20 protein-coding genes and 1 pseudogene are annotated in these 20,464 nt (G+C 43.9%); 11 read left to right on the top strand and 10 right to left on the bottom strand.

Annotation, left to right across the window (positions count from 1 at the left end):
* Positions 1–123: 123 nt before the first annotated feature.
* On the bottom strand, positions 124–1,707 hold the full coding sequence (ndhD1, locus tag GQR42_RS11560; protein ID WP_045360515.1) for a photosynthetic/respiratory NAD(P)H-quinone oxidoreductase subunit D1: 1,584 nt from the start codon (positions 1,705–1,707) through the stop codon (positions 124–126).
* Positions 1,708–2,010: 303 nt separating this feature from the next.
* Positions 2,011–2,748, bottom strand: a complete 738-nt coding sequence (locus GQR42_RS11555) for a phycocyanobilin:ferredoxin oxidoreductase (RefSeq protein ID WP_158200100.1) — start codon at positions 2,746–2,748, stop codon at positions 2,011–2,013.
* Positions 2,749–3,023: 275 nt separating this feature from the next.
* Between GQR42_RS11555 and GQR42_RS11550 the strand changes: the two genes are divergently transcribed.
* On the top strand, positions 3,024–5,336 hold the full coding sequence (locus GQR42_RS11550) for a transglutaminase TgpA family protein (RefSeq protein WP_158200099.1): 2,313 nt from the start codon (positions 3,024–3,026) through the stop codon (positions 5,334–5,336).
* 375 nt (positions 5,337–5,711) lie between these two features.
* On the opposite strand, the gene GQR42_RS11545 is transcribed toward GQR42_RS11550, so the two are convergent.
* Both GQR42_RS11545 and GQR42_RS11540 read right to left on the bottom strand, forming a co-directional pair.
* The gene (locus tag GQR42_RS11545) at positions 5,712–5,939 is read right to left on the bottom strand and encodes a hypothetical protein (RefSeq protein WP_233271359.1); all 228 of its coding nucleotides are present in this window, start codon (positions 5,937–5,939) and stop codon (positions 5,712–5,714) included.
* Positions 5,929–6,267, bottom strand: coding sequence for a DUF6972 family protein (locus GQR42_RS11540; protein WP_158200097.1), 339 nt, complete (start codon positions 6,265–6,267; stop codon positions 5,929–5,931). The genes GQR42_RS11545 and GQR42_RS11540 overlap by 11 nt, the downstream gene beginning before the upstream one ends.
* Before the next feature lie 28 nt (positions 6,268–6,295).
* Here GQR42_RS11540 and GQR42_RS11535 point away from each other — a divergent pair, with 28 nt between their 5' ends.
* Both GQR42_RS11535 and GQR42_RS11530 read left to right on the top strand, forming a co-directional pair.
* The gene (locus GQR42_RS11535) at positions 6,296–6,478 is read left to right on the top strand and encodes a hypothetical protein (protein WP_158200096.1); all 183 of its coding nucleotides are present in this window, start codon (positions 6,296–6,298) and stop codon (positions 6,476–6,478) included.
* 325 nt (positions 6,479–6,803) lie between these two features.
* On the top strand, positions 6,804–7,268 hold the full coding sequence (locus GQR42_RS11530; RefSeq protein ID WP_158200095.1) for an SRPBCC family protein: 465 nt from the start codon (positions 6,804–6,806) through the stop codon (positions 7,266–7,268).
* Between the two features lie 73 nt (positions 7,269–7,341).
* On the opposite strand, the gene GQR42_RS11525 is transcribed toward GQR42_RS11530, so the two are convergent.
* Positions 7,342–7,545 (bottom strand): hypothetical protein, encoded by a 204-nt coding sequence (locus GQR42_RS11525; RefSeq protein WP_002762986.1) that lies wholly within the window; start codon positions 7,543–7,545, stop codon positions 7,342–7,344.
* 70 nt (positions 7,546–7,615) lie between these two features.
* Here GQR42_RS11525 and GQR42_RS11520 point away from each other — a divergent pair, with 70 nt between their 5' ends.
* The 4 genes from GQR42_RS11520 (at position 7,616) to GQR42_RS11505 (ending at position 9,883) form a co-directional block, all read left to right on the top strand.
* A complete protein-coding gene (locus GQR42_RS11520; protein ID WP_158200094.1) occupies positions 7,616–8,131 on the top strand; it encodes a DUF1499 domain-containing protein in 516 nt (171 codons plus the stop codon).
* 102 nt (positions 8,132–8,233) lie between these two features.
* Positions 8,234–8,731: a DUF427 domain-containing protein gene (locus GQR42_RS11515; protein WP_004163102.1), complete on the top strand. Its 498-nt coding sequence runs from the start codon at positions 8,234–8,236 to the stop codon at positions 8,729–8,731.
* A gap of 23 nt (positions 8,732–8,754) precedes the next feature.
* The gene (locus tag GQR42_RS11510; RefSeq protein WP_158200093.1) at positions 8,755–8,979 is read left to right on the top strand and encodes a hypothetical protein; all 225 of its coding nucleotides are present in this window, start codon (positions 8,755–8,757) and stop codon (positions 8,977–8,979) included.
* A gap of 22 nt (positions 8,980–9,001) precedes the next feature.
* Positions 9,002–9,883 (top strand): 4-hydroxybenzoate solanesyltransferase, encoded by an 882-nt coding sequence (locus GQR42_RS11505; protein WP_158200092.1) that lies wholly within the window; start codon positions 9,002–9,004, stop codon positions 9,881–9,883.
* A gap of 137 nt (positions 9,884–10,020) precedes the next feature.
* On the opposite strand, the gene GQR42_RS11500 is transcribed toward GQR42_RS11505, so the two are convergent.
* Positions 10,021–10,584, bottom strand: a complete 564-nt coding sequence (locus GQR42_RS11500) for a hypothetical protein (protein ID WP_158200091.1) — start codon at positions 10,582–10,584, stop codon at positions 10,021–10,023.
* Between the two features lie 126 nt (positions 10,585–10,710).
* Between GQR42_RS11500 and GQR42_RS11495 the strand changes: the two genes are divergently transcribed.
* Entirely contained in the window at positions 10,711–10,950 is a 240-nt protein-coding gene (locus GQR42_RS11495) for a DUF6737 family protein (RefSeq protein WP_158200090.1), read from the top strand.
* On the opposite strand, the gene GQR42_RS11490 is transcribed toward GQR42_RS11495, so the two are convergent.
* From GQR42_RS11490 to hemF, 4 genes and pseudogenes are all read right to left on the bottom strand, one after another.
* A complete protein-coding gene (locus GQR42_RS11490; protein WP_158200089.1) occupies positions 10,915–13,215 on the bottom strand; it encodes an ATP-dependent helicase in 2,301 nt (766 codons plus the stop codon). The two genes, GQR42_RS11495 and GQR42_RS11490, sit on opposite strands and share 36 nt — an antisense overlap.
* Before the next feature lie 209 nt (positions 13,216–13,424).
* Positions 13,425–14,421 (bottom strand): annotated as a pseudogene (gene tilS / locus GQR42_RS11485) (tRNA lysidine(34) synthetase TilS).
* 207 nt (positions 14,422–14,628) lie between these two features.
* On the bottom strand, positions 14,629–14,883 hold the full coding sequence (locus GQR42_RS11480; protein ID WP_158200088.1) for a hypothetical protein: 255 nt from the start codon (positions 14,881–14,883) through the stop codon (positions 14,629–14,631).
* Positions 14,871–15,893 carry an oxygen-dependent coproporphyrinogen oxidase gene (gene hemF, locus GQR42_RS11475; RefSeq protein ID WP_158200087.1) on the bottom strand — a complete coding sequence of 341 codons (1,023 nt, stop codon included), beginning with the start codon at positions 15,891–15,893 and terminating at the stop codon, positions 14,871–14,873. Before hemF ends, GQR42_RS11480 begins: the two co-directional genes overlap by 13 nt.
* 329 nt (positions 15,894–16,222) lie before the next feature.
* Between hemF and GQR42_RS11470 the strand changes: the two genes are divergently transcribed.
* The 3 genes from GQR42_RS11470 (at position 16,223) to GQR42_RS28675 (ending at position 20,175) form a co-directional block, all read left to right on the top strand.
* The gene (locus GQR42_RS11470) at positions 16,223–16,969 is read left to right on the top strand and encodes a metallophosphoesterase family protein (RefSeq protein ID WP_158200086.1); all 747 of its coding nucleotides are present in this window, start codon (positions 16,223–16,225) and stop codon (positions 16,967–16,969) included.
* A 385-nt stretch (positions 16,970–17,354) separates the two neighbouring features.
* Positions 17,355–20,003, top strand: a complete 2,649-nt coding sequence (mutS, locus tag GQR42_RS11465; RefSeq protein ID WP_158200085.1) for a DNA mismatch repair protein MutS — start codon at positions 17,355–17,357, stop codon at positions 20,001–20,003.
* On the top strand, positions 19,990–20,175 hold the full coding sequence (locus GQR42_RS28675; RefSeq protein ID WP_233271358.1) for a hypothetical protein: 186 nt from the start codon (positions 19,990–19,992) through the stop codon (positions 20,173–20,175). The genes mutS and GQR42_RS28675 overlap by 14 nt, the downstream gene beginning before the upstream one ends.
* The last annotated feature ends 289 nt before the right edge of the window (positions 20,176–20,464 follow it).

Below are 20,464 nucleotides of genomic sequence, written 5' to 3'. Positions count from 1 at the left end.
GGATTTAATATTAGTAAAAATTATCAATTGAATATTAAGAAGTGCGGAAAGTGGGATTTAATACTGCTCACTTAAAACTCAAATCTGATAACTGATAACTGATAACTGGTAACTGATAACTTCTTAGATTTCCGGGGCTTTTAGGGAATAAAGGGAGAAACTAGCGGTTTTTGCCTTTGCCTGTTGCACTAAACTGGGGACAGAATTACGCGCTAGGGCGGTTAATTTATTGGTAGTAGCATCGTAAATTGTCGTGGCCACTTTGGGATAGAGTCCAATGCCGATAATTGGCACTAATAGAGAAGCGATAATAAAGACTTCCCGGGGTTCCGCATCCACTAGGGCATGGTGTTCTTCTAATTCCTTATTTTCCGGCCCGTAGAGAATTTCTCGCAACATGGACAAAAGATAAATCGGGGTGAGAATGACACCGATAGCCGCTAAAAAGACGATAATAACGCGGAAAGTGGGACTATAGGCATCACTGGTGGCAAAACCGATAAATACCATTAATTCCGCCACAAAACCGCTCATCCCAGGCAAAGCCAGGGAAGCGAGGGAACAGGTGGTCCACATGGCAAAAACTTTCTTCATTTTCTTGCCGACACCGCCCATCTCGTCTAACATCAGGGTATGGGTGCGATCGTAGGTACAACCGACCATAAAGAATAAACTCGCCCCAATCAGTCCGTGGGAAATCATCTGTAACATCGCCCCACTTGTACCAATATCGGTAAAGGAAGCCATACCAATCAGGACAAATCCCATGTGAGAGATGGAAGAATAGGCAATTTTGCGCTTAAGATTGCGTTGGGCAAAGGAAGTTAAGGCGGCGTAGATAATATTAACTACCCCTAAAATCACCAAAACGGGAGCGAAAACGGCGTGAGCATCGGGTAACATCCCCATATTCATGCGTAGGAGCGCATAACCACCCATTTTAAGCAAAATTCCCGCTAGTAACATATGGGCAGGGGCAGTGGCTTCGCCGTGGGCATCCGGTAGCCAAGTATGAAGGGGGAAAATCGGCAGTTTTACCCCGTAGGCAATCAGAAAACCAGCGTAGAGGAATAATTGCAGTTTCAGGGGGAAGTCTTTACCAGCAATAGTCACCATGTCAAAGGAGACGGTATCGCCATAAAAAGCCATCGTCAGCGCCGCTACAAGGATGAAGAGAGAGCCTCCGGCGGTGTAAAGGATAAATTTGGTGGCTGCGTAGAGACGGCGTTTACCGCCCCAAATAGAGAGGATGAGATAGACGGGGACTAATTCTAATTCCCAGACGAGGAAGAACAGTAACAGATCCTGTACGGCAAACACTGCAATCTGTCCCCCGTACATCAACAGCATCAGGAAGTAGAATAGTTTCGGTTTAAAAGTCACCGGCCAAGCCGCTAATATAGCCAGAGTGGTGATAAATCCCGTTAAGATAATCAGAGGCATGGAGAGGCCATCGGCTCCTAAGGACCATCTTAGGTCAATTTCGGGCAACCATTGGTAACTTTCCACTAATTGCAGATTGGGATTAGCGAAATCGTAACTGGTATAGAAAGCGTAGATAATTAGGGCAAAGTCGATTAATCCCACCGTCAGAGCAAACCATCTCACGGTTTTACCGTCTTTATCGGGAATTATGGGAACCAATAAAGCGGCGACGATGGGAAAAAGGATGATGGCAGTTAACCAAGGAAAGTTCGTTAGATTCATCGGCTGTTTTAATATTTATTTAATCGTCAGAATCGAGAAATTAAGCTAAGGCCTTTTGACGGTTTTACCTGGGAAAACCGCCTTTTTTTCGCTTGTTCTCGCGGTTACATTTAACTGTACCTAACCCAATCTAGCAATTATTCTCCCGTCCTTGTCTGTTAATATTGTTAAGTTTCAAGAGACTTCTGGCCTAATTAGGGTTTGCTAAAAAAGTTTTTCCTGGGGACAGGTTGTGGGGTGTGGGGTGTGGGGTGTAGGGTTTTATACCATTAACCCATCCTACAAATAATTGTGCCTCCCTACTTAATCGGGCAAATCAAAGAGAACACCCGTCATATAACGCTCTGCCCATTCCCAACCAAAGGCTTTTTCTAGTACACGCCGAGTTTTATCGTTTTTCTGCTGTTGACTACAATAATCCCGTTGTCCCTGTAAATAAATACGCGCTTCTTCCCCGGAAAGAGGCTGACTTTCCCTAGCACATTTGCAGTGAATTGTCAAGAAATCTGTTACTCTTTGTAAAAATTGTCGTTCCTCGGCGGCGGTTTCGGGACGAATAAACAGACAATATTGGGAGAAAATATGACCCCAAGGCGGCAAATCACGAGCTTGGGCGAAATCGGCCCTAGGTAAAGCCGCTAAAGCTTGATTATAGTCACTAGAGAGGGTTTTATCGCCACTGGTGGGAGAAAGATCCACAATAGCGGCACTGATTCCCGCTTTGCCGGAGACTATATCACATCCGAACATCGGCAGCGGATATTCTGGACGGGGGAACATAACACAGTGGAGAATATCCAAACCATTGCCCAGTTTAGCCAGTTCTAGGTGCATTTTGCGGAACTGGGGGGTTTGATAGCAGCGATTCTCGATAATTAATTTCTCCCCTTCTAAACGTCCCTCCACATAGCCTAAACCTTCCGGCAACTCAAAGGGCGACAAATCAAGATATTTTTCCCAGTCGGACAGAATTGCTGTGGCTAATTGTCCAATCAGGGGATGAAGTAACGGTAAAATTTCAGGCTTGGTAACGGCTATCATAGGTCAGTTATCAGTTATCAGTTATCAGTAATCAGTAATCAGTAATCAGTTATCAGTCATCAGTCATCAGTCATCAGTTATCAGCTTTTTGCTCCCTATCTCCCTATCTCCCTATCTCCTATCTCCTATCTCCTATCTCCTATCTCCTATCTCCTATCTCCTGTCTCCTGTCTCCTGACTCCTGACATCTAAAATCCACTTTACCCCAGGGAGCGATCGAGATGTGAACTGGGAAATATAAAATTAACTTCTTTGTCCTTCTCCCAATTTACCCTATGGTTAGCAGTGCCGCTCGTCCAAGACCTTCCTTAAAAACCCTCTGGCAAAAGATAGAATCTTCTCCCTTGCCAGAAACCGAGGAATCGATTATTTTAAGAATTCTGGTGCAAGCTTTAGTAATCGTGGGTATTATCGCCACCGATGTGGCTACCGATAGTTATACCAGTATTTGGGCGGTTCCTCTCAGTATTATCGGCGGAATCTGGAGTTGGCGACGCAGGAAAAAGCGCAATATCGGGGCAAAATTTTGTATAGCGATCGGAATGTTAGTGGTGTTGGCGCTATTCTTGGGTAATATCGTTGCGATGCAGGATAGTCGCATTGCCCTAACACAATTATTAATTCAACTGCAAATTCTCCATAGTTTTGACCTGCCCCGACGCAAAGATTTAGGGTATTCTATGGTAATCGGTTTAATTCTCTTGGGAGTCGCCGGGACAATCTCCCAAACCCTCGCTTTTGCGCCTTGGTTAATCCTCTTTCTGCTTTTATCCCTACCTACCCTAGTTTTAGACTATCGTTCTCGTTTAGGTTTAGATAATCTCAATCAGAGTCTCCCTTTCTTCTCAAAGAAACCCCCGCGTCTAGCCACAAAAAAATTAGTTTCCCTGCAAAATTCTCCCCTTTCTCCCAAAAGTTTCGGGATTTTCTTCCTGACAATTCTCTTCTTGGGATTGACAATTTTTGCTCTGATGCCGCGTTTTCCGGGTTATCAAATTCAATCTTTTCCCGTCAATAGTCCCGAAGGTATGGAAAATCAGGATTTTGAACGGGGAGACCGACAAATCGTCAACCCCGGCTATGTGCGCGAGGGTGAAACGGGGAATGGTGGCGTAAATAGCGGTAATAGTCCCGCTACAGGGTCAGGACAGCTAGATTCTACCTTTTATTACGGTTTTAACCGCCAAATCAACCAAAATCTGCGGGGAAGTATGACTCCCCAGACAGTCATGCGGGTACGTTCTCAAGCCCCCGGATTCTGGCGCGCCATGGCCTTTGATCGCTATACTGGTCAAGGGTGGGAAATCTCGCGAGATCAAGAGGTAGAGGATTTAAATCGCAGTAGTTGGTCCTATCGCTTTTTTGTGCCGTTACCCGCAACCCAGGCCAAAACCCATCAGGTAGTCCAAAGTTACAGCATTGTCTCCAGTTTACCAAATATTATCCCTGCTCTTACCTCGCCCCAGTTTCTCTTTTTTCCTACCCGACAGGTATCTCTAGACCGAGAAAATAGCCTGAGGTCGCCGGGGGGGTTAGCGGAAGGGCTAACTTATACTGTAATCTCACAAGTGCCGGAACGCAATCGCAGCCAACTGCGGTCAGCACCAGAAACTTACCCGAAGGCTATTCTCAAGCATTATTTAGAAATTCCTGCCGAAATTGCCCCGAAAGTCCGCCGAAAAACCGAGGAATTGCTGGCCAAATCTCCCAAACCTTTAACCTCTCCCTACGAGAAGGCCCTATATTTAGCCCAAGCATTGAAGCAAAACTACGAATTAAAAGCCGATTTGCCCTTTTTAGCCGAAAATGAGGATTTAGTCTCGGCCTTTTTGTTTCGTTTTCAGGGGGGTTACGCCGATCATTTTTCCAGCGTGTTAACGATTATGTTACGCTCGATCGGTATTCCTGCCCGATTAGCCACCGGTTTTGCCCCTGGCCAGTTTAATCCTTTCACTGGCTTTTATGTTGTCCAAAATACGGACGCTTACGCTATCACAGAGGTGTTTTTTCCTGGTTACGGTTGGTACACTTTCGATCCTATCCCGGGCCACGAATTAATTCCCCCATCCTTTGAGGAAGCGGAACCTTTTAGCGTCCTCAAGCAATTTTGGCAATGGGTGGCCGGATGGTTGCCCTCTCCAGTAACGGGTTTTCTCGGTCTGATTTGGGAAAATGTTATCGTTACTATCGGTCAGTTATTGGCCTGGTTATGGCGCTTTATTTCCGGCAGTCTTTTGGGGGGAATTCTCGGCGGTTTAGTCGGGGTCGTCTTCGCTTACGCTGGTTGGTTAGGATGGGGACAGTTCCATCGTTGGCGTCGGGGTCGCAAGTTGGCAACACTACCACCAATCGAGCGTTTATACCAGCAAATGTTAGGAATCTTAACAGAAGCCGGTTATGGCAAACATCCCGCTCAAACCCCTTTAGAATACGCTGCCGCCGCCCGCAGCGTCCAACCGCCCCCAGTGGCGAATATTATCGAGGAGATTGCTTGCGCCTACGTTGATTGGCGTTATGGCGGAAAATCGGCTAATATCGAGAGTTTACGCCAACGTTTTCGAGAATTTGTCAAGCTAGTGAAAAAGTGAGCTTGAGGTTATAGTTAGGATTTGCTGAAAAAGTTTTTCAGCAAATCCTCAATAATCAGTCTTTAATAACTGGATTTAGTATTACTTGGTCGTCTTTCGATAAATGGCGATCTCATTGCACTAATCCGATGGCTTCGACTAAAATAAATATGCTAGGATTGTGGTAAGTGCGCCAATTCTACGGCGAGATTGCCCAAGCTAATCGGGTACTTTATGCCAAGGGATTCTCTTTACCCAATAAGCCTGAAGTCGGGATTTTAAGAAACCCCTTTTCTAGACAAACCTGACTCCATTCGTAACTATCTCGGCGCTTACCCTAACGGCGCTGGTCAGGCGATATTCTGACTTTATTCCAAACGACAAGTTTAAACAAATCTAAGCGCTTTCCTCACTAGATAATCGTCCTTCAATCGGTTCGTATTCATCTTCCAAGAGCCAGAGTTGAGCCTCTTCATAATCTGGAAACGCCTTGACGAGACGGTACTGTTCAGCAGGATCAAAAACATAACACCCTCTCGCCTTATCGATCAACACTAGCAGGATATAGGGAGGCGACTGCATAGAATCCACCCAAACTTCTAGGAAGCGCCAATTATCCTTCACTAGGTCGGGTTCGAGGAATTGCGTGATATTGGTTGTTTGCATTAATCTTAACCTCGCCGTAGAATAAAGAAGACTTTAAACCATCTGGGCTAATTCGACAACCAATCGCTTCGGCAAAAAATAGCCCATAGCGTTCATAGTTACGAATATTTCCCGTGTATTCACCCCTTTCCATGATAGCCTGAATAACTCGTAGCATTGTATCTTCATCTTTAAACACATGAATAGCTCGTCCTCGTAACAGTAATCTCCGTGATTGTGGAGTATTCGGTAGATGTTTAGAAATATGCTTAGTGTCAAGAAAAATCTCGCGATTAATTCCGCTCATAATGGTTAGACTTCGGCGTTTCTAATAATTGCTGGAATCGGCAGGCCGTCAAATAGCAGAAAAAATCGCTTTTTATGTTCAATCTTCAAATTCATCTAGAAAAGAATCTCTGGACAAATTATATAAAACGATGGCTACTATTGGACAAAAAGCGCAAGAGAGAGGATTAACCTCTGAAATTTTAGAATCTCTCTTAAATGAAGATGACTAGATGCTTTGTTATCGATACCAATGTTATTATCAGTTAATATCGAGAGTTTACGCCAACGTTTTCGAGAGTTGCTCAAGCTAGTGAAAAAGTGAGCCTGAGAGCAGTTATCTTAATGGTGAGGTAGGAAGTTTTCGTTTTGGGGAGTCGATCGCCGGTCGTCCATAGCAAATTAGGTTACACTTCATCTTGATGAGAAAGGCTATAAACAAGACTATGTTAAGAAATGTAACCAAGGACGAAACCCTTACTGTTGCCTTGTCTGCACAGTTAACTTTATTTTTGTCCGACTACTGAAATTCTCAGCCAGCAATTTATAAGCAGATCAATGTCATCTTGTCAAGTATTTGAACAATCAATTCAGATTAAAGCTAGTGCCACGACGGTGGAGCGTTGTATCACGGATTTAGAGTTAATGCGTCGTTGGTTGAATCCAGTGTTAGTTTGTGAACCTATCGGCGATTGGAAGACCGATATCGGTGGTAGAAGTCGTTTTTTGATTCAAATCCCCCTAATTCAGCCAACGCTAAAAAGTACGGTGATTGAAAGAGAACCTGGATTAATTGTCTGGCAATTTGAAGGCTTTTTTTGCGGATGCGATCGCTGGGAATGTCAACCCAATGATCGCGGCACTTGTCTAATCAATCGTTTTGAGTTTGCCATTCCTAATCCGGTTGTGGGGTGGGGATTCCAGCAATTCGCCGCCAAATGGACTAAAAAGGATATGGAAGCGCAATTAAGACGCTTAAAACGAGTAGCCGAGGAAATTTATCTACTTTCAGCCGAAAGTTAAGCTGATGGGGTGGTAAGCGGGGGGTGTTGGGGATGGGAGAATACCCTTATCCCCGACAGCTAACCCCTGATCCCTAATCGATCGAGATCGACTGGGGACCGTTGCCGTTATCCTGATTATTGTCGTTAAAACTGACTAATCCCTGCTGTTCTAACCATTTTTTGAGGGGATCGTCCGAAAGTTTCAAGCGCAGTAATCCCGAGGCAAAACCACCGAAAAAAGCGATCGGTTGTTGAATCAGTTCTTTAACAACGGGTTGTAATTCATCGAGAAACATCTTATTCTATCTCCTGATCTTGTCACACCTATCAATGTTAAGTTAATTGAAGTGATTCTGTAAGACTAGCATGACTGAAACTTCCGACAAGGTGAAAAAATCTTTCCGGCTAACCCCGTTTATTTTCCTAGGAATACTGCTCATCTGGCTAGGAATTAGGTTAATTGCTCCCGATAGCGTCAGTTTATTCGCCGGTACTCGTCCCGATTATTTGGGAGTCAGGGAGGGTAAACTGGCCCCTTGTCCGGCCACTCCTAATTGTGTTAGTAGTCAGAGTCAGGATCAGGTTCATTCGATCGAACCCCTTAGTTATCAGGGTAGCGGTGAAAAAGCGATCGAGCAATTAGCTAAAATTATCGCTTCCCAACCGAGAACTAAAATTATTAGCCAAGACAGTAACTATCTCTACGCCGAATTTAGCAGTCAATGGATGGGATTTGTCGATGATCTGGAATTTTCTCTCAATCCTAACAAAAATGCGATCGATGTTCGCTCGGCCTCCCGGTTAGGAGAATCGGATTTAAATGTCAATCGAGAACGAGTGGAAACCCTGAGAAAACTCTTTTCAGTGATCAGTAAACAGTAAACAGTGAAAAGTAATCGGGTGCATCTCAATTTTGTACAAATATCTATATTACATTTGGGCGCACGCGATGCGCCCCTACTGGCCCTATAAACTTGAAAAATTATGTTTCGTCCCCAACCGATACCAGCAAAAGCAGGACAGGAATCCGTCTGGGATTATCCGCGTCCCCCGCGCCTAGAATTATCGCCTAAACACCTAAAAATTATCTTTAATGGCGTGATAATTGCCGATACTAAAAGCAGTTATCGAGTTCTAGAAACCAGTCATCCCCCAGTTTATTATCTACCACCCCAAGATATTAAAATGGAATACCTGCAAGCGACAGCAGAAAAGTCTTTTTGTGAGTGGAAAGGTTTAGCGGGATATTACAATATCACCGTTGGGGATCAACAGGCAATTAACGCCGCTTGGTATTATCCGGACCCGACACCAGAGTTTCAGGCAATTAAGAATTATTTGGCTTTTTATCCCGCCAAAATGACCGCTTGTTATGCCGACGGGGAATTAGTACAACCGCAACCGGGTAACTTTTACGGGGGATGGATAACCTCCGATGTGGTTGGTCCGTTTAAAGGCGTTCCCAATAGTTGGGGCTGGTAATCAGGTTAAGTCCTTTGAGCATTATGCTACCTGTCAGAAGGGGCAAAAGTCAAAAGGCAAGAGGCAAAAGGCAGGAGGCAAAAGGCAGCTTTGTTCTCCCCACACCCCACACCCCACACCCCACACCCCACACCCCACACCCCACACCCCACACCCCACACCCCAAAACCCCACTTCCCCAAAACCCCACTTCCCCACTTCCCCAAAACCCCACTTCCCCAAAACCCCACTCCCCCGTTAACTCCTAGTTTCTACTTTTGACGAGAAATTATGACTATATCCCAACCCGATCTAGAACCCACTTGGATGACGATTATTCGCCTCTTGCGCTGGGATAAACCCGCCGGTAGGTTAATTTTGATGGTTCCCGCTTTATGGGCGGTATTTTTGGCGGCAGACGGGGTGCCACCACTACCCTTGATCGGGGTGATCGTTTTGGGAACTTTGGCTACTAGCGCTGCCGGCTGTGTGGTTAACGATCTTTGGGATCGGGATATCGATCCACAAGTCGATCGCACCCGTAACCGTCCTTTAGCGGCCAGAGCTTTATCGATCAAGGTTGGTTTGATTATCGCTCTGATTGCTTTCTTTTGCGCCGCAATTTTAGCTTTATATCTCAATTTCCTGAGTTTTTGCCTATGTTTAGCCGCCGTTCCCTTGATTATCTGCTATCCTCTGGCCAAGCGTTTTTTTCCTGTACCCCAATTGGTTCTTTCTCTCGCTTGGGGTTTTGCGGTTTTAATCTGTTGGAGTGCCGTCACCGGGTCCTTAAATAGTAATACATTTATATTATGGGGAGCGGTGATTTTTTGGACATTGGCATTTGATACAATTTATGCTCTGTCCGATCGAGAGGATGATCTCAAGGTTGGTATTAACTCTAGTGCCATATTTTTCGGCAAATACGCTCCAGAAGCTGTGGGGGTCTTTTTTGCCCTGACAGTGGGTTTATTGGCTTGGGAGGGGCAAAAAATGCAGTTATCAGCCTCTTTTTGGCTAGGGTTGGTTCTAGCGGCGATCGCTTGGTTGCGTCAATACCGGCTGTTACGTCAATCGGATTTACCTAAACCAGTTTATGGTCAAATGTTCGGTCAAAATGTTTGGGTCGGTTTTATTTTATTAGCAGCTATGATTGGGGGAACTTTGTATTAAAACTCCCCCAAAAATGTCCCTAGAGTCAGTAACTAAGCTCTTCCTAATTTAAATTGCTTGTTGAGACGAGGCAAAAGGCAACCCCCCCCCAACCCTAGTAGGGTTGATTCATGAATCAACCCTACCTTGAATCAACCCTAATATGAATCAATCCTACTTACCTTAGCTGATGCGGGTTCACCAGTCATCAAAGCTATCCGTCTTTGAAAATTTTTCTCCACAGCAATGCAGGTATTTAAGGGATCTAAAATGCCCTTTCTGATTTCCCTTTCCCAAGAATAATTTCTTTCTCGGTGTTTAAATCTTGATAATTGCTGGGTGAAAACAGTAACCACTTGATAAATGATTTTTAAATCGTAAAGAGAGTCAATTTGAGAAATTTTAACCGCTAAAACCCGAAATTGACGGGATATTTCTTGAGCTTGCTCTTGACTACAGCCGTGATCGTGATGATAATAATTAACTATTTCTGCCATATACTGAGCGTGTTTAGCGGCATTTTGAATGCTATGTTGAGCATTTTCCACGGGGGCAAGAAATCGATCTAATAATAGCTGTTGAGCGTAGGCATCGCGAAGGGAGGAATTAGAGATTATTTGTAATTCTGCCATTCTTTCTTCATGTTTACGGCGATTTTCAGCATAAATCTCTGTCAGAATAGTATCTAACAGCTTGGGAATCGGGTAAAAGACATCAATCATAGGAAAATTTAGCTTAGTTTGTCTAGAGATAAGAAAATCTATGGATAGAATTACCCAAAATTATAGCAGTGATCTGAATAGTCAGGTACGATAAAATCAAGTTAGTAAATTACCGAACCTTAACCAATGTCTAACTCGAAATCCGATAACGTTTGGGACCACAAACCCCGTTGGTGTCAACCTTGGTCGATTCTGTTGACAGGAATTACCCTGATTGCTGGGTGTTGGTTTTTAACTCAGCGTCTCTGGTTAACCCTACTCCTATCTATTCCCATACTCCTCTGGTGGTTTGTCTTCCTAATTCTTTATCCGCGGACGCTGCAGCAACAGTTAAACACAGAAAGAATCGGGGAAAGCATTGATTAAAACAGGAAAGACAGGACAGGGATTTTTATCCTGTAATTGACTACTTTCATCCCCGCGAAAAGTGTTCCAACGGAAAGGAGCTTTTTTTTCACTCGACATCCATAAAAGTCTTTTTGCTCGCGTCATCGCTACATATAGAAGTCGGTATTCTTCGGCTTTTTTAAGTTGTCCAGCTTCTAACCAAGCGCTTAAAGGTGGGGGAATAATTGGTATTCTGTCGGGGTTTAAATAGCGTTGGTGAACCGCTGCTCGAATTTGCGCTCTGGCCACTTCTGCAAGGCTAAAATCTCCCAAAAATTTCGCCCCATTGGGAACCCAAGGTTTACCCGGGATAATATCTTCGTGAAGAAAGGGAATAAAAACATAATCCCAGTCTAAACCCTTGGCTTTGTGCATAGTAATAATCGTCAGTTGTCCGGGACGAGTATAACAATCATCGTTATCTTCTTCCACTCCTTCAAAGCGCTCAGAGGCGATAATTTCATTGAGAGTATTAATTGTATTTTTTAGAGAACTATTACCAGCAGTTTCCTGATAAATACGGGCGGTTAATTTTTGCAATGTAGCTAATTCCGACCCAGAATATTGGAGAGTCATAGCGAAAAAAGATAGGAGTTGATAATGGGGTAATTCTAATCTAGCTTTTAGTAAACTGCAACAATAACGACGGGCAATTTTTTCGTTAGATTTCAGTTCAGGATCGAGGGGAGTGGGATAAAGAAATTGTTCGGGATAGGTAACTAAAGGATTTAAGTCTTGGGCAGTAATTAAACCCCTAAATTGTAGCACTTCTAAAGCCGCTTTGAGATAATCGGGAGAGTGGGGACGTTCGACAAAAGCTAATAGTTTCAGCATTTCGGCGGGAATTTGAGAAAAGCGATCGATCTCGTTAGCTTCAAAAATTCTGATTTGATAACTTTTATAAAAATGGGCGAATTTTTGAGCAAAAAAGTGTCCTTGTCGATTTTCTCTAACGAGGATAGCCGCATTATGTTGAGGATTTTCTTGGAGTAATTTAACTAGACGTTTTTCAATTAATTCTACTGTTTGATAAATGTCATCGGGTTGATAAATTTCTAATCCTTTTCCCTCCTTAACTGGATTAGGTTGGGGATCTTCAGCACTGACGGGAATAATCGCTTGAACCCGAAAAGGAGCCTCGGTAACTTTATGATTATCTTTCCCCTGTTTCCAATCTCGATCGACCCATTGTAACACTAAATTAGCAGCTTCGATAATTTTAGTATTGCTGCGACCTGCTTGGTTCATAGTGGATAAATTGCCTTCGTTTTGACAACTTTCACAAAACCAATTAAAGTAAACAGGATCGGCGGGTGTAAAGGTAGAATTAATGGCTTGATTGGGATCGCCGACGCGAATTAAATTAGGTGTTTCCCTGTCATTATTTTTTGCTAAAATAGTAATTAGTTTTTCTTGGAGAGGACTAGAATCCTGTGCCTCATCTTCAAAGACTCCAAAGACAGATTTTTGCCATTGTCGGCGAATTTTTTCTTCCTCTAATACTCGCAAGGCTCCTAAAATCATGTCATCATAATCTATGTAGTTTTTCTGACGCATCAGGATTTCATACTGTTGGTACAAACCACTAGCCATAGCGAGAATTTGATAATTATCGTCGGTATAGTGGCTTAATTCCCAGACTTGCTGCGGTGATAATCCCGAACTTTTTAGCTCATGAATAGCCCCATAGGCAAGACTAGGTAAAATTTCGGTTCTCAGCACCGATTGACGGCGTAATCTTTCGGTTTCTTCCCCATCAAATTCTACTCCTTCTAATAACTTTTGATAACGAATTGGATCGGCAATTAGCCATTTTTCCACCGAGTTTCTAATAATTCTGTGGCTAGGAGTCGGAATAACTAAGGTAGAAGATTCGAGGTCTAATCCCGATAATTCCGGGTAACGACGGGCTAATTGTAGGGCCAGTCCGTGCAGAGTTTGGACGCTGAAACCTTGGGCTGAAAGTTGTAAATCTTGCAAGCGTTGTTTAATTTTAGCTTTAATACTAGCGGCAGCCGAGCGCGTGTAGGTGACAATAATTAACTGTTTTTTAGCATGAAGTTGCTCACGAGCAATAACCATAGCGGCAGCTACGGCCAAACTGTGGGATTTTCCCGCCCCCGGCACCGCAGAAATGGCCATTTTTCCCCCTTGCCAATCGGCTAATTCCTGTTGTCCTGCGCGCAGTTGTTGCCGGAGATTGACCAGTAAATTTTCTCGATTAATTACTTTAGTTTCGCTCATTATTCCACAGCAATTTTATTTTTAGTTTAATTGTATTACTAATTATAGTTTCTTCTTAAACCAATTGCTGTAAAAGTTAGCTAGAGATAACTAGAATGGGGAGATGGTTTTTTTCGGTGAACAGTAAGCAGTGAAAAGAAAGTAGCGAAGTTTTCCCCTAATGCTGTCCACTTAAAACTGTAATCTGATCACTGATCACTGATCACTGATCACTGATAACTGATCACTGATAACTGATAACTGATATGTAGCCAATTTTGTTGTACTTCTACCCGAATTTTACCGGTTAAGGAGGAAGTGGCATCGCGATTAACACCAGTAATGAGATTAACCACTGACTCAACTTCGGCAAAATTAGGCGATGAGGGTAAATATTGAGCCAAAAATAAACGAATCACTCGTCTTTGTATCGCTAGAGGTAGAATTTGTAAAGGGGAGCGATTCGAGTCTTTGTTGCTCTAGATCGATAACCTGACGAAAAATATCCCGGGCAATACTATCTAAATAATCGCTTTCTGCTTCCAAAATTTCGGCAGTTTGGGCGAGATGTTTTTCGATTTGGGGATTTAAATTAGTTTGCAGGTAGGGTAATAATTCCCGACGGATGCGATTGCGAGCATAGCGTAAATTCTCATTAGCTCGATCATACCAGATCGGTAATTCTCGACTTTGACAAAAAGCGAAAGTTTCCCCGCGAGTGACATTTAAGAGGGGACGGACTAAAAAAATATCTGGGGTTAAACTTGTCCACCAAGTTAAGGCAGAAAGTCCATCACTACCGGCCCCGCGCATGAGATTATAAAGAAAAGTTTCCGCTCGATCGCTCCTTGTGTGTGCCGTGAGAAGATAATTAAAACCCTCTTCTTGGGCGATTGTTTGTAAAGCTTGATAACGCCATTGTCGTGCTTTGGCTTCCGTTTCCGCCATGGGAGGTGCGGTGGCAATATAAACAGGTAATTGCCAAATTTCGGCGATTTTCTGCACATGATCCACTAATCCTCCGTCGTAGGACCAACGGTGATCACAATGAGCGATCGCTAGTTGCCAACCCCAACGAGAGCGCAAATCCAGCAATAATTGACCTAAACAGAGGGAATCCTGACCGGCCGACAATGCCACTAACAGAGACGCATTTTTAGGTAGTAATTGTCCCTTTTTCACCGTGGTTTCCAGACGAGTATGGAGAGGTGTCCAAAAATTAGCCAAAATTTTTAGATTTATTTACTTGACAAATGACAGATAACCAGAAAAGGAGAAGGGAATTATGAATTATGAATTATGAATTGGGAAGTATTTTCAGTGAACAGTAATCAGTGATCAGTAAACAGTGATCAGTAAACAGTGATCAGTAAACACTAAAAAGACAGTAGGAAACTGCTATTTAATACTGCTCACTTAATACATAATACTCACTTAAAACTCAAATCTGATAACTGATAACTGATAACTGATAACTGATAACTGATAACTGATAACTGATAACTGATAACTGATAACTGATAACTGATAACTGATAACTGATAACTGATAACTGATAACTGATAACTGATAACTGATAACTGATAACTGATAACTGATAACTGATAACTGATAACTGATAACTGATAACTGATAACTGATAACTGATAACTGATAACTGATAACTGATAACTGATTTAACCTTGCCAATTAACCCAATCTTGGGGTTTTAGGAAGACATCATAGAGTTTTGCTTCTGGGGTGTTGGGTGCTGGTTGATAACAGTATTCCCAACGGACTAAAGGAGGTAAAGACATCAAAATTGATTCGGTACGACCGTTAGTTTGCAGCCCAAAAATTGTGCCACGATCATAAACTAAATTAAATTCTACATAACGACCGCGACGATAGAGTTGAAACTGACGTTCTCTGTCGCCGTATTCCGTCGAGCGCCGTTTCTGGACAATGGGAACGTAAGCGGGTAGAAAAGCCCGGCCACAGTCATTAATGAAACTAAAAATTTCTTCCCAGTTGCGGGGTTGTTGGGGAGATAATTTTTCTGAATAGATAGCGGCATCACTTTCGGCAAAAGGACCACGATAGAGAGGGTCTAAACCGTCTTGGTAATCAAAGAAAATCCCGCCGATGCCTCTGGCTTCCTGACGATGATTGAGATAAAAATATTCATCACACCAGCGCTTAAAAACGGGATAATATTCGGGATGATGTTGGTCGCAAACCTGTTTAAAAGTGCGGTGAAAATGACTAGCATCTTCTTCAAAAGCATAGTAGGGAGTTAAATCAGCGCCACCGCCAAACCACCAAACCGGACCTGCTTCAAAATAGCGATAATTGAGGTGAACCGTGGGAATATAAGGATTGTGAGGATGCAAGACCATCGAGGTTCCCGTGGCATAAAATTGATGACCGGCAGCCTCGGGCCGTTGTTTGGCAATGCTAGGAGGTAATTCTTTCCCCCAAACTTCCGAAAAATTCACCCCTGCTTGTTCAAAAATTGCCCCTTCCCGCAAAACTCGCGAACGTCCGCCGCCACCTTCGGGCCGTTGCCAACTATCTTCGATAAATTTTGCTTGTCCATCCACTTGTTCTAATCCCCGACAAATTTCATCCTGTAGGGATTTCATCAATTCACTGACGCGGCTACGGCTGTCACTGGCGGGCAAATTGGCAAGGGTGGGGGTTGTGGTGAATGCAGTCATACTCAAGGATCAAAGTTGATAACTCAGTGATTATATTACTACTGGGTGATGAAACGGCCGCTCTTCCGCTCTTCGATACTTAACTTAACATTTAGACCGGTTAGGTGTTGGGTGATGGGGGTTGGGGGTTGGGGTTTTAGGGGGTTGGGGTTTTAGGGTTTTAGGGTTTTAGTTGAATTCCCCCATTTCCCCATTTCCCCATTTCCCCATTTCCCCATTTCCCCATTTCCCTAATCCCTAAATCAATGTTAATTTCCAAGTCTCAACTGGGCATATTAGAATCAGTCCCGCTCTGGGGACAATAACACAGATACCCAACTTCTACCACCATGTCCTCCCGTCGAATCATCATCGGTGACGTTCACGGTCAATACGATGCTCTTTTGCAGCTAATGGAAGCAATCGCACCTCAAGAAAAGGAACCGGTTTATTTCTTGGGCGATTTAATCGATCGTGGTCCCAATAGCGCCGAAGTGGTCGAATTCGTTCGTCAACACCGCTATCGTTGTCTATTGGGCAATCATGAACAGATGCTGCTAGAAGTGTTGGGCAGCCAAGGACTGATGGGGGAAATGTTGCCGGCTTGGCTTTATAGCGGCGGTCAAGCTACTCTCGTGAGCTATAACCACAAAATACCGCAAGATCACATCGATTGGCTGAAAAAATTGCCTCTTTACCTCGATTTAGGCGATATTTGGCTGGTTCATGCCGGGGTTCATCCCGATTTGCCCCTCGAAGAACAAGATGCCACTCATTTTTGTTGGATCCGCGATCAATTCCACAGTATGCCAGAACCTTTTTTTGGCGATAAATTAATTATCACTGGCCACACGATTACTTTTACTTTTCCGGAGGTAAGTCCGGGGCAATTAGTCGCCGGTGCCGGTTGGTTAGATATCGACACGGGAGCTTATCATCCCTATAGTAATTGGTTAACCGGATTAGATATCACTAATCGTTTGGTTTATCAGGTCAATACCAAAGATAAAACCCTGCGAAAATTCGATTTAGAAGATATAATCACTTCAATTAATCCCGACGAAGTTTATAATAAAAGACTGCAGCCCACCCCTTAAAAATAACTGTTAAGTATCTAAGCACAATTAATTACACATCTAAGCCACTACTCCGTCAGACTTCTGCTGTGATCAGTAAACAGTGAACTGAAAACTCAAATCCGATCCCTAATAGCTGTCTTGTGAGTCTCGGAGTCTTGTGAGTCTTGTGAGTCTCGGAGTCTCGGAGTCTGCTGTCTCGACTAGGAAATTAATTTTGCACGACTACTTATTAACAAAAATATAATTCTCGGACGGGGAATGATGTCAAATCCACCCAGATAGCTCAGATATTAATCCCTGGGTTGAATAACAGGAACCAGCAGCTTAGGCTATTGGGATTCTTTGATCGTAGGTTCTCAAGAGCGGTAAATTGAATAAAGAATTGTCCAGCTTTCTTTCACCCATGACTCTCCCCTCGGATTTTCCCCTAGAACCACCGGCTACCAATAAGGAGCCCCATCGTGATTATCGCGGACTCGATCGCGGTAAACTCACCCCCATGTACCAGCATTATGTGGAGGTAAAAGAAACCTATCCCAATGCCCTTTTACTCTATCGTGTGGGCGATTTTTTCGAGTGTTTCTTTCAGGATGCGGTGATTATCTCCAGAGAATTAGAATTAGTTCTTACCAGCAAGGAAGGAGGTAAAGGTATTGGGAGAGTGGCCATGACTGGGGTTCCCCACCACGCCCTAGAGCGCTATAGTCGTTTATTGGTAGAAAAAGGCTATGCGGTGGCGATTTGTGACCAAGTAGAGGATTCAACGGAAGCAGCCGCCGAAAAACGGCTAGTAGAACGCGCTATCACCAAACTGCTCACCCCCGGAACCCTCACCGATGAGGGAATGTTAAACGCAAAAAAGAATAATTTTCTGGCTGCTGTGGTGATTACCGGAGAAAATTGGGGATTAGCATATGCAGACATCTCCACCGGAGAATTCTACACCAGCCAAGCCAGCGATTTAACGGCTTTAAGCCTAGAATTAACCCGTTTACAGCCCTCAGAAATCCTTTTTCCCATCAATGCCCCCGATTTAAACCGTATTTTGCGCCCCGGGGAAAAATCCGACCATCTCCCCCCCTGTTTACCCGATAGTTTTTGTTATTCTCTCCGTCCCCAAACTATCTTTACTCTCACAGAAGCGAAAAATCGTCTCCTAATCACCTATAAAATGCGTTCCCTAGAGGGGATGGGCTGCGAACATTTACCCCTCGCCATTCGCGCCGCCGGAGGCCTATTAGAATACATTGAAGATACCCAAAAAGCCAATCAAGTCCCCCTACAACCCTTAAAAACCTACTCTGTCTCGGAATTTTTGATTTTAGATGGGCAAACCCGTCGTAACCTTGAAATTACCCAAACGGTGCGCGATGGTAGCTTCTATGGTTCTCTATTATGGGCTATTGATCGCACTTGTACGGCCATGGGTAGTCGCGCTTTACGTCGTTGGTTACTGCAACCTCTCTTAGATTCTCGCGGTATTCGCGCTCGTCAAGATACTATCCAAGAGTTAAAGGATAATCCTTCCTTGCGCCAAGATATTCGGCAAAAATTAAGGGAAATCTACGATATAGAACGTTTAAGCGGTCGTGTTGGTGCAGGAACTGCTAACGCCCGCGATTTACTTTCCCTAGCGGCATCTTTAGTCAAATTGGCCGATTTAGCGGCTTTGGTTGCTTCGGGAAATTCGCCCTATTTGAAAGCTTTACAGCAAATTCCCGCCGATTTGGAAAAATTAGGCCAGCAGGTGATAGCGCATCTGGTGGAATCTCCTCCGCTGCACCTTAAGGAAGGGGGGGTGATTCGCGAGGGAATTGATGCTCAATTGGATGCCCTGCGGCGCGACTATCAGGAAGTAATCGATTGGTTTAAGAATCTAGAGACGACAGAGAAAGAAAGAACGGGTATCAGTAATCTTAAGGTTAATTATAACAAAACTTTCGGTTATTATATCAGTTTACCCCGCAGTAAAGCCGATTTCGCTCCAAAAGATTATGTGCGTAAGCAAACTTTAGTCAATGAGGAACGTTATATCACCACCGAGTTAAAGGAGAAAGAAAATATAATTCTGACGGCAGTAGATGAATTAAATAAATTAGAATACGAGATTTTTAGCGATTTACGCCGTCAAGTGGCCGAATTTTCCCCAGAAATTCGGGAAGTGGCTACAAAAGTCGCCGCTTTGGATGTGTTGGCAGCATTGGCAGAAATCGCCGTTTATCAGGGATATTGTCGCCCGGAAATCGCAGATGGTCGTCTTATCGATATTAAAGATGGTCGTCATCCCGTGGTGGAACAATCCCTTGGGGCTGGCTTTTTTGTGCCGAATTCGATTAATTTGGGCAATCAGGAGGGTTTAGAGTACCCCGACTTGATTATTCTCACCGGTCCCAATGCTAGTGGCAAAAGTTGTTATCTGCGACAGGTGGGATTAATTCAATTGTTGGCCCAAACCGGCAGTTTTGTCCCGGCCAAGTCGGCCAAAATCTCTATCTGCGATCGCATTTTCACCCGGGTGGGGGCTGTGGATGACCTCGCTACCGGCCAATCCACCTTTATGGTGGAAATGAACGAAACTGCCAATATTCTCAATCACGCCACGGAGAGATCATTAGTATTATTAGACGAAATTGGCCGGGGGACAGCCACTTTTGACGGTTTATCCATAGCTTGGTCTGTGGCGGAATATTTAGCCACGGTACTGCAATCGCGGACGATTTTCGCCACCCACTACCACGAACTGAATGAATTAGCCTCAATTTTAGAGAATGTGGCCAATTATCAGGTAACAGTCAAGGAATTACCCCATGAGATAGTATTTTTGCACCAAGTACGACCGGGAGGCGCGGATAAGTCCTACGGTATCGAAGCGGGGAGATTAGCCGGTTTACCAGCTTCTGTGATCGATCGTGCCATGCAGGTGATGGGTCAAATCGAAAAACATAGTAAAATTGCCATCGGTTTGCGTCAAGGAATTAAGAAAATTAAACCAGTTAAGTCGGATAATTCCCCCTCTCTGCAGCAGTTAGATATTTTTGATGACAGTAAGTAGGGTTTGCGGCAAAAAGTTTGTTGGTGGAGGCAGGGTGTGGGGTGTGGGGTGTGGGGTGTGGGGTTTTAGCGATTTTGAGGGGGTCAATTACCTAATTTTCAGGGAAAAAGTACCTGAATTTTCCCCCCAATCACTCCCATATTTGGTACTTTTTGATTTGCCAAAAGTCTAAAAGTCTTACCCAAAAAGGTTTTTAGATTTATTTAGCAGACCCTAAGTAGGGCTTGCTGAAAAAGTACGGGCGAAGCATTCGGATAGAAAATCTCCGGTTTCACCGATAGGTTATTGCCCGAATGCTTCGCCCCTACAGGACGCGGGCCGATGAAGACGCAAGGTTTTGAAGCACGATTCTCTCAAAATCTTGCACCTGTGAGAGCAAAACAGGACACTAAAAGTCTTACCCAAAAAGGTTTTTAGATTTATTTAGCAGACCCTAAGTAGTCGTGCAAAGCTCAACTTTG

Source organism: Microcystis aeruginosa FD4 (genome assembly GCF_009792235.1).
In the GTDB taxonomy this organism is placed as follows: Bacteria; Cyanobacteriota; Cyanobacteriia; order Cyanobacteriales; family Microcystaceae; genus Microcystis; species Microcystis viridis.
This window is presented reverse-complemented; position numbering and strand designations above follow the sequence as displayed.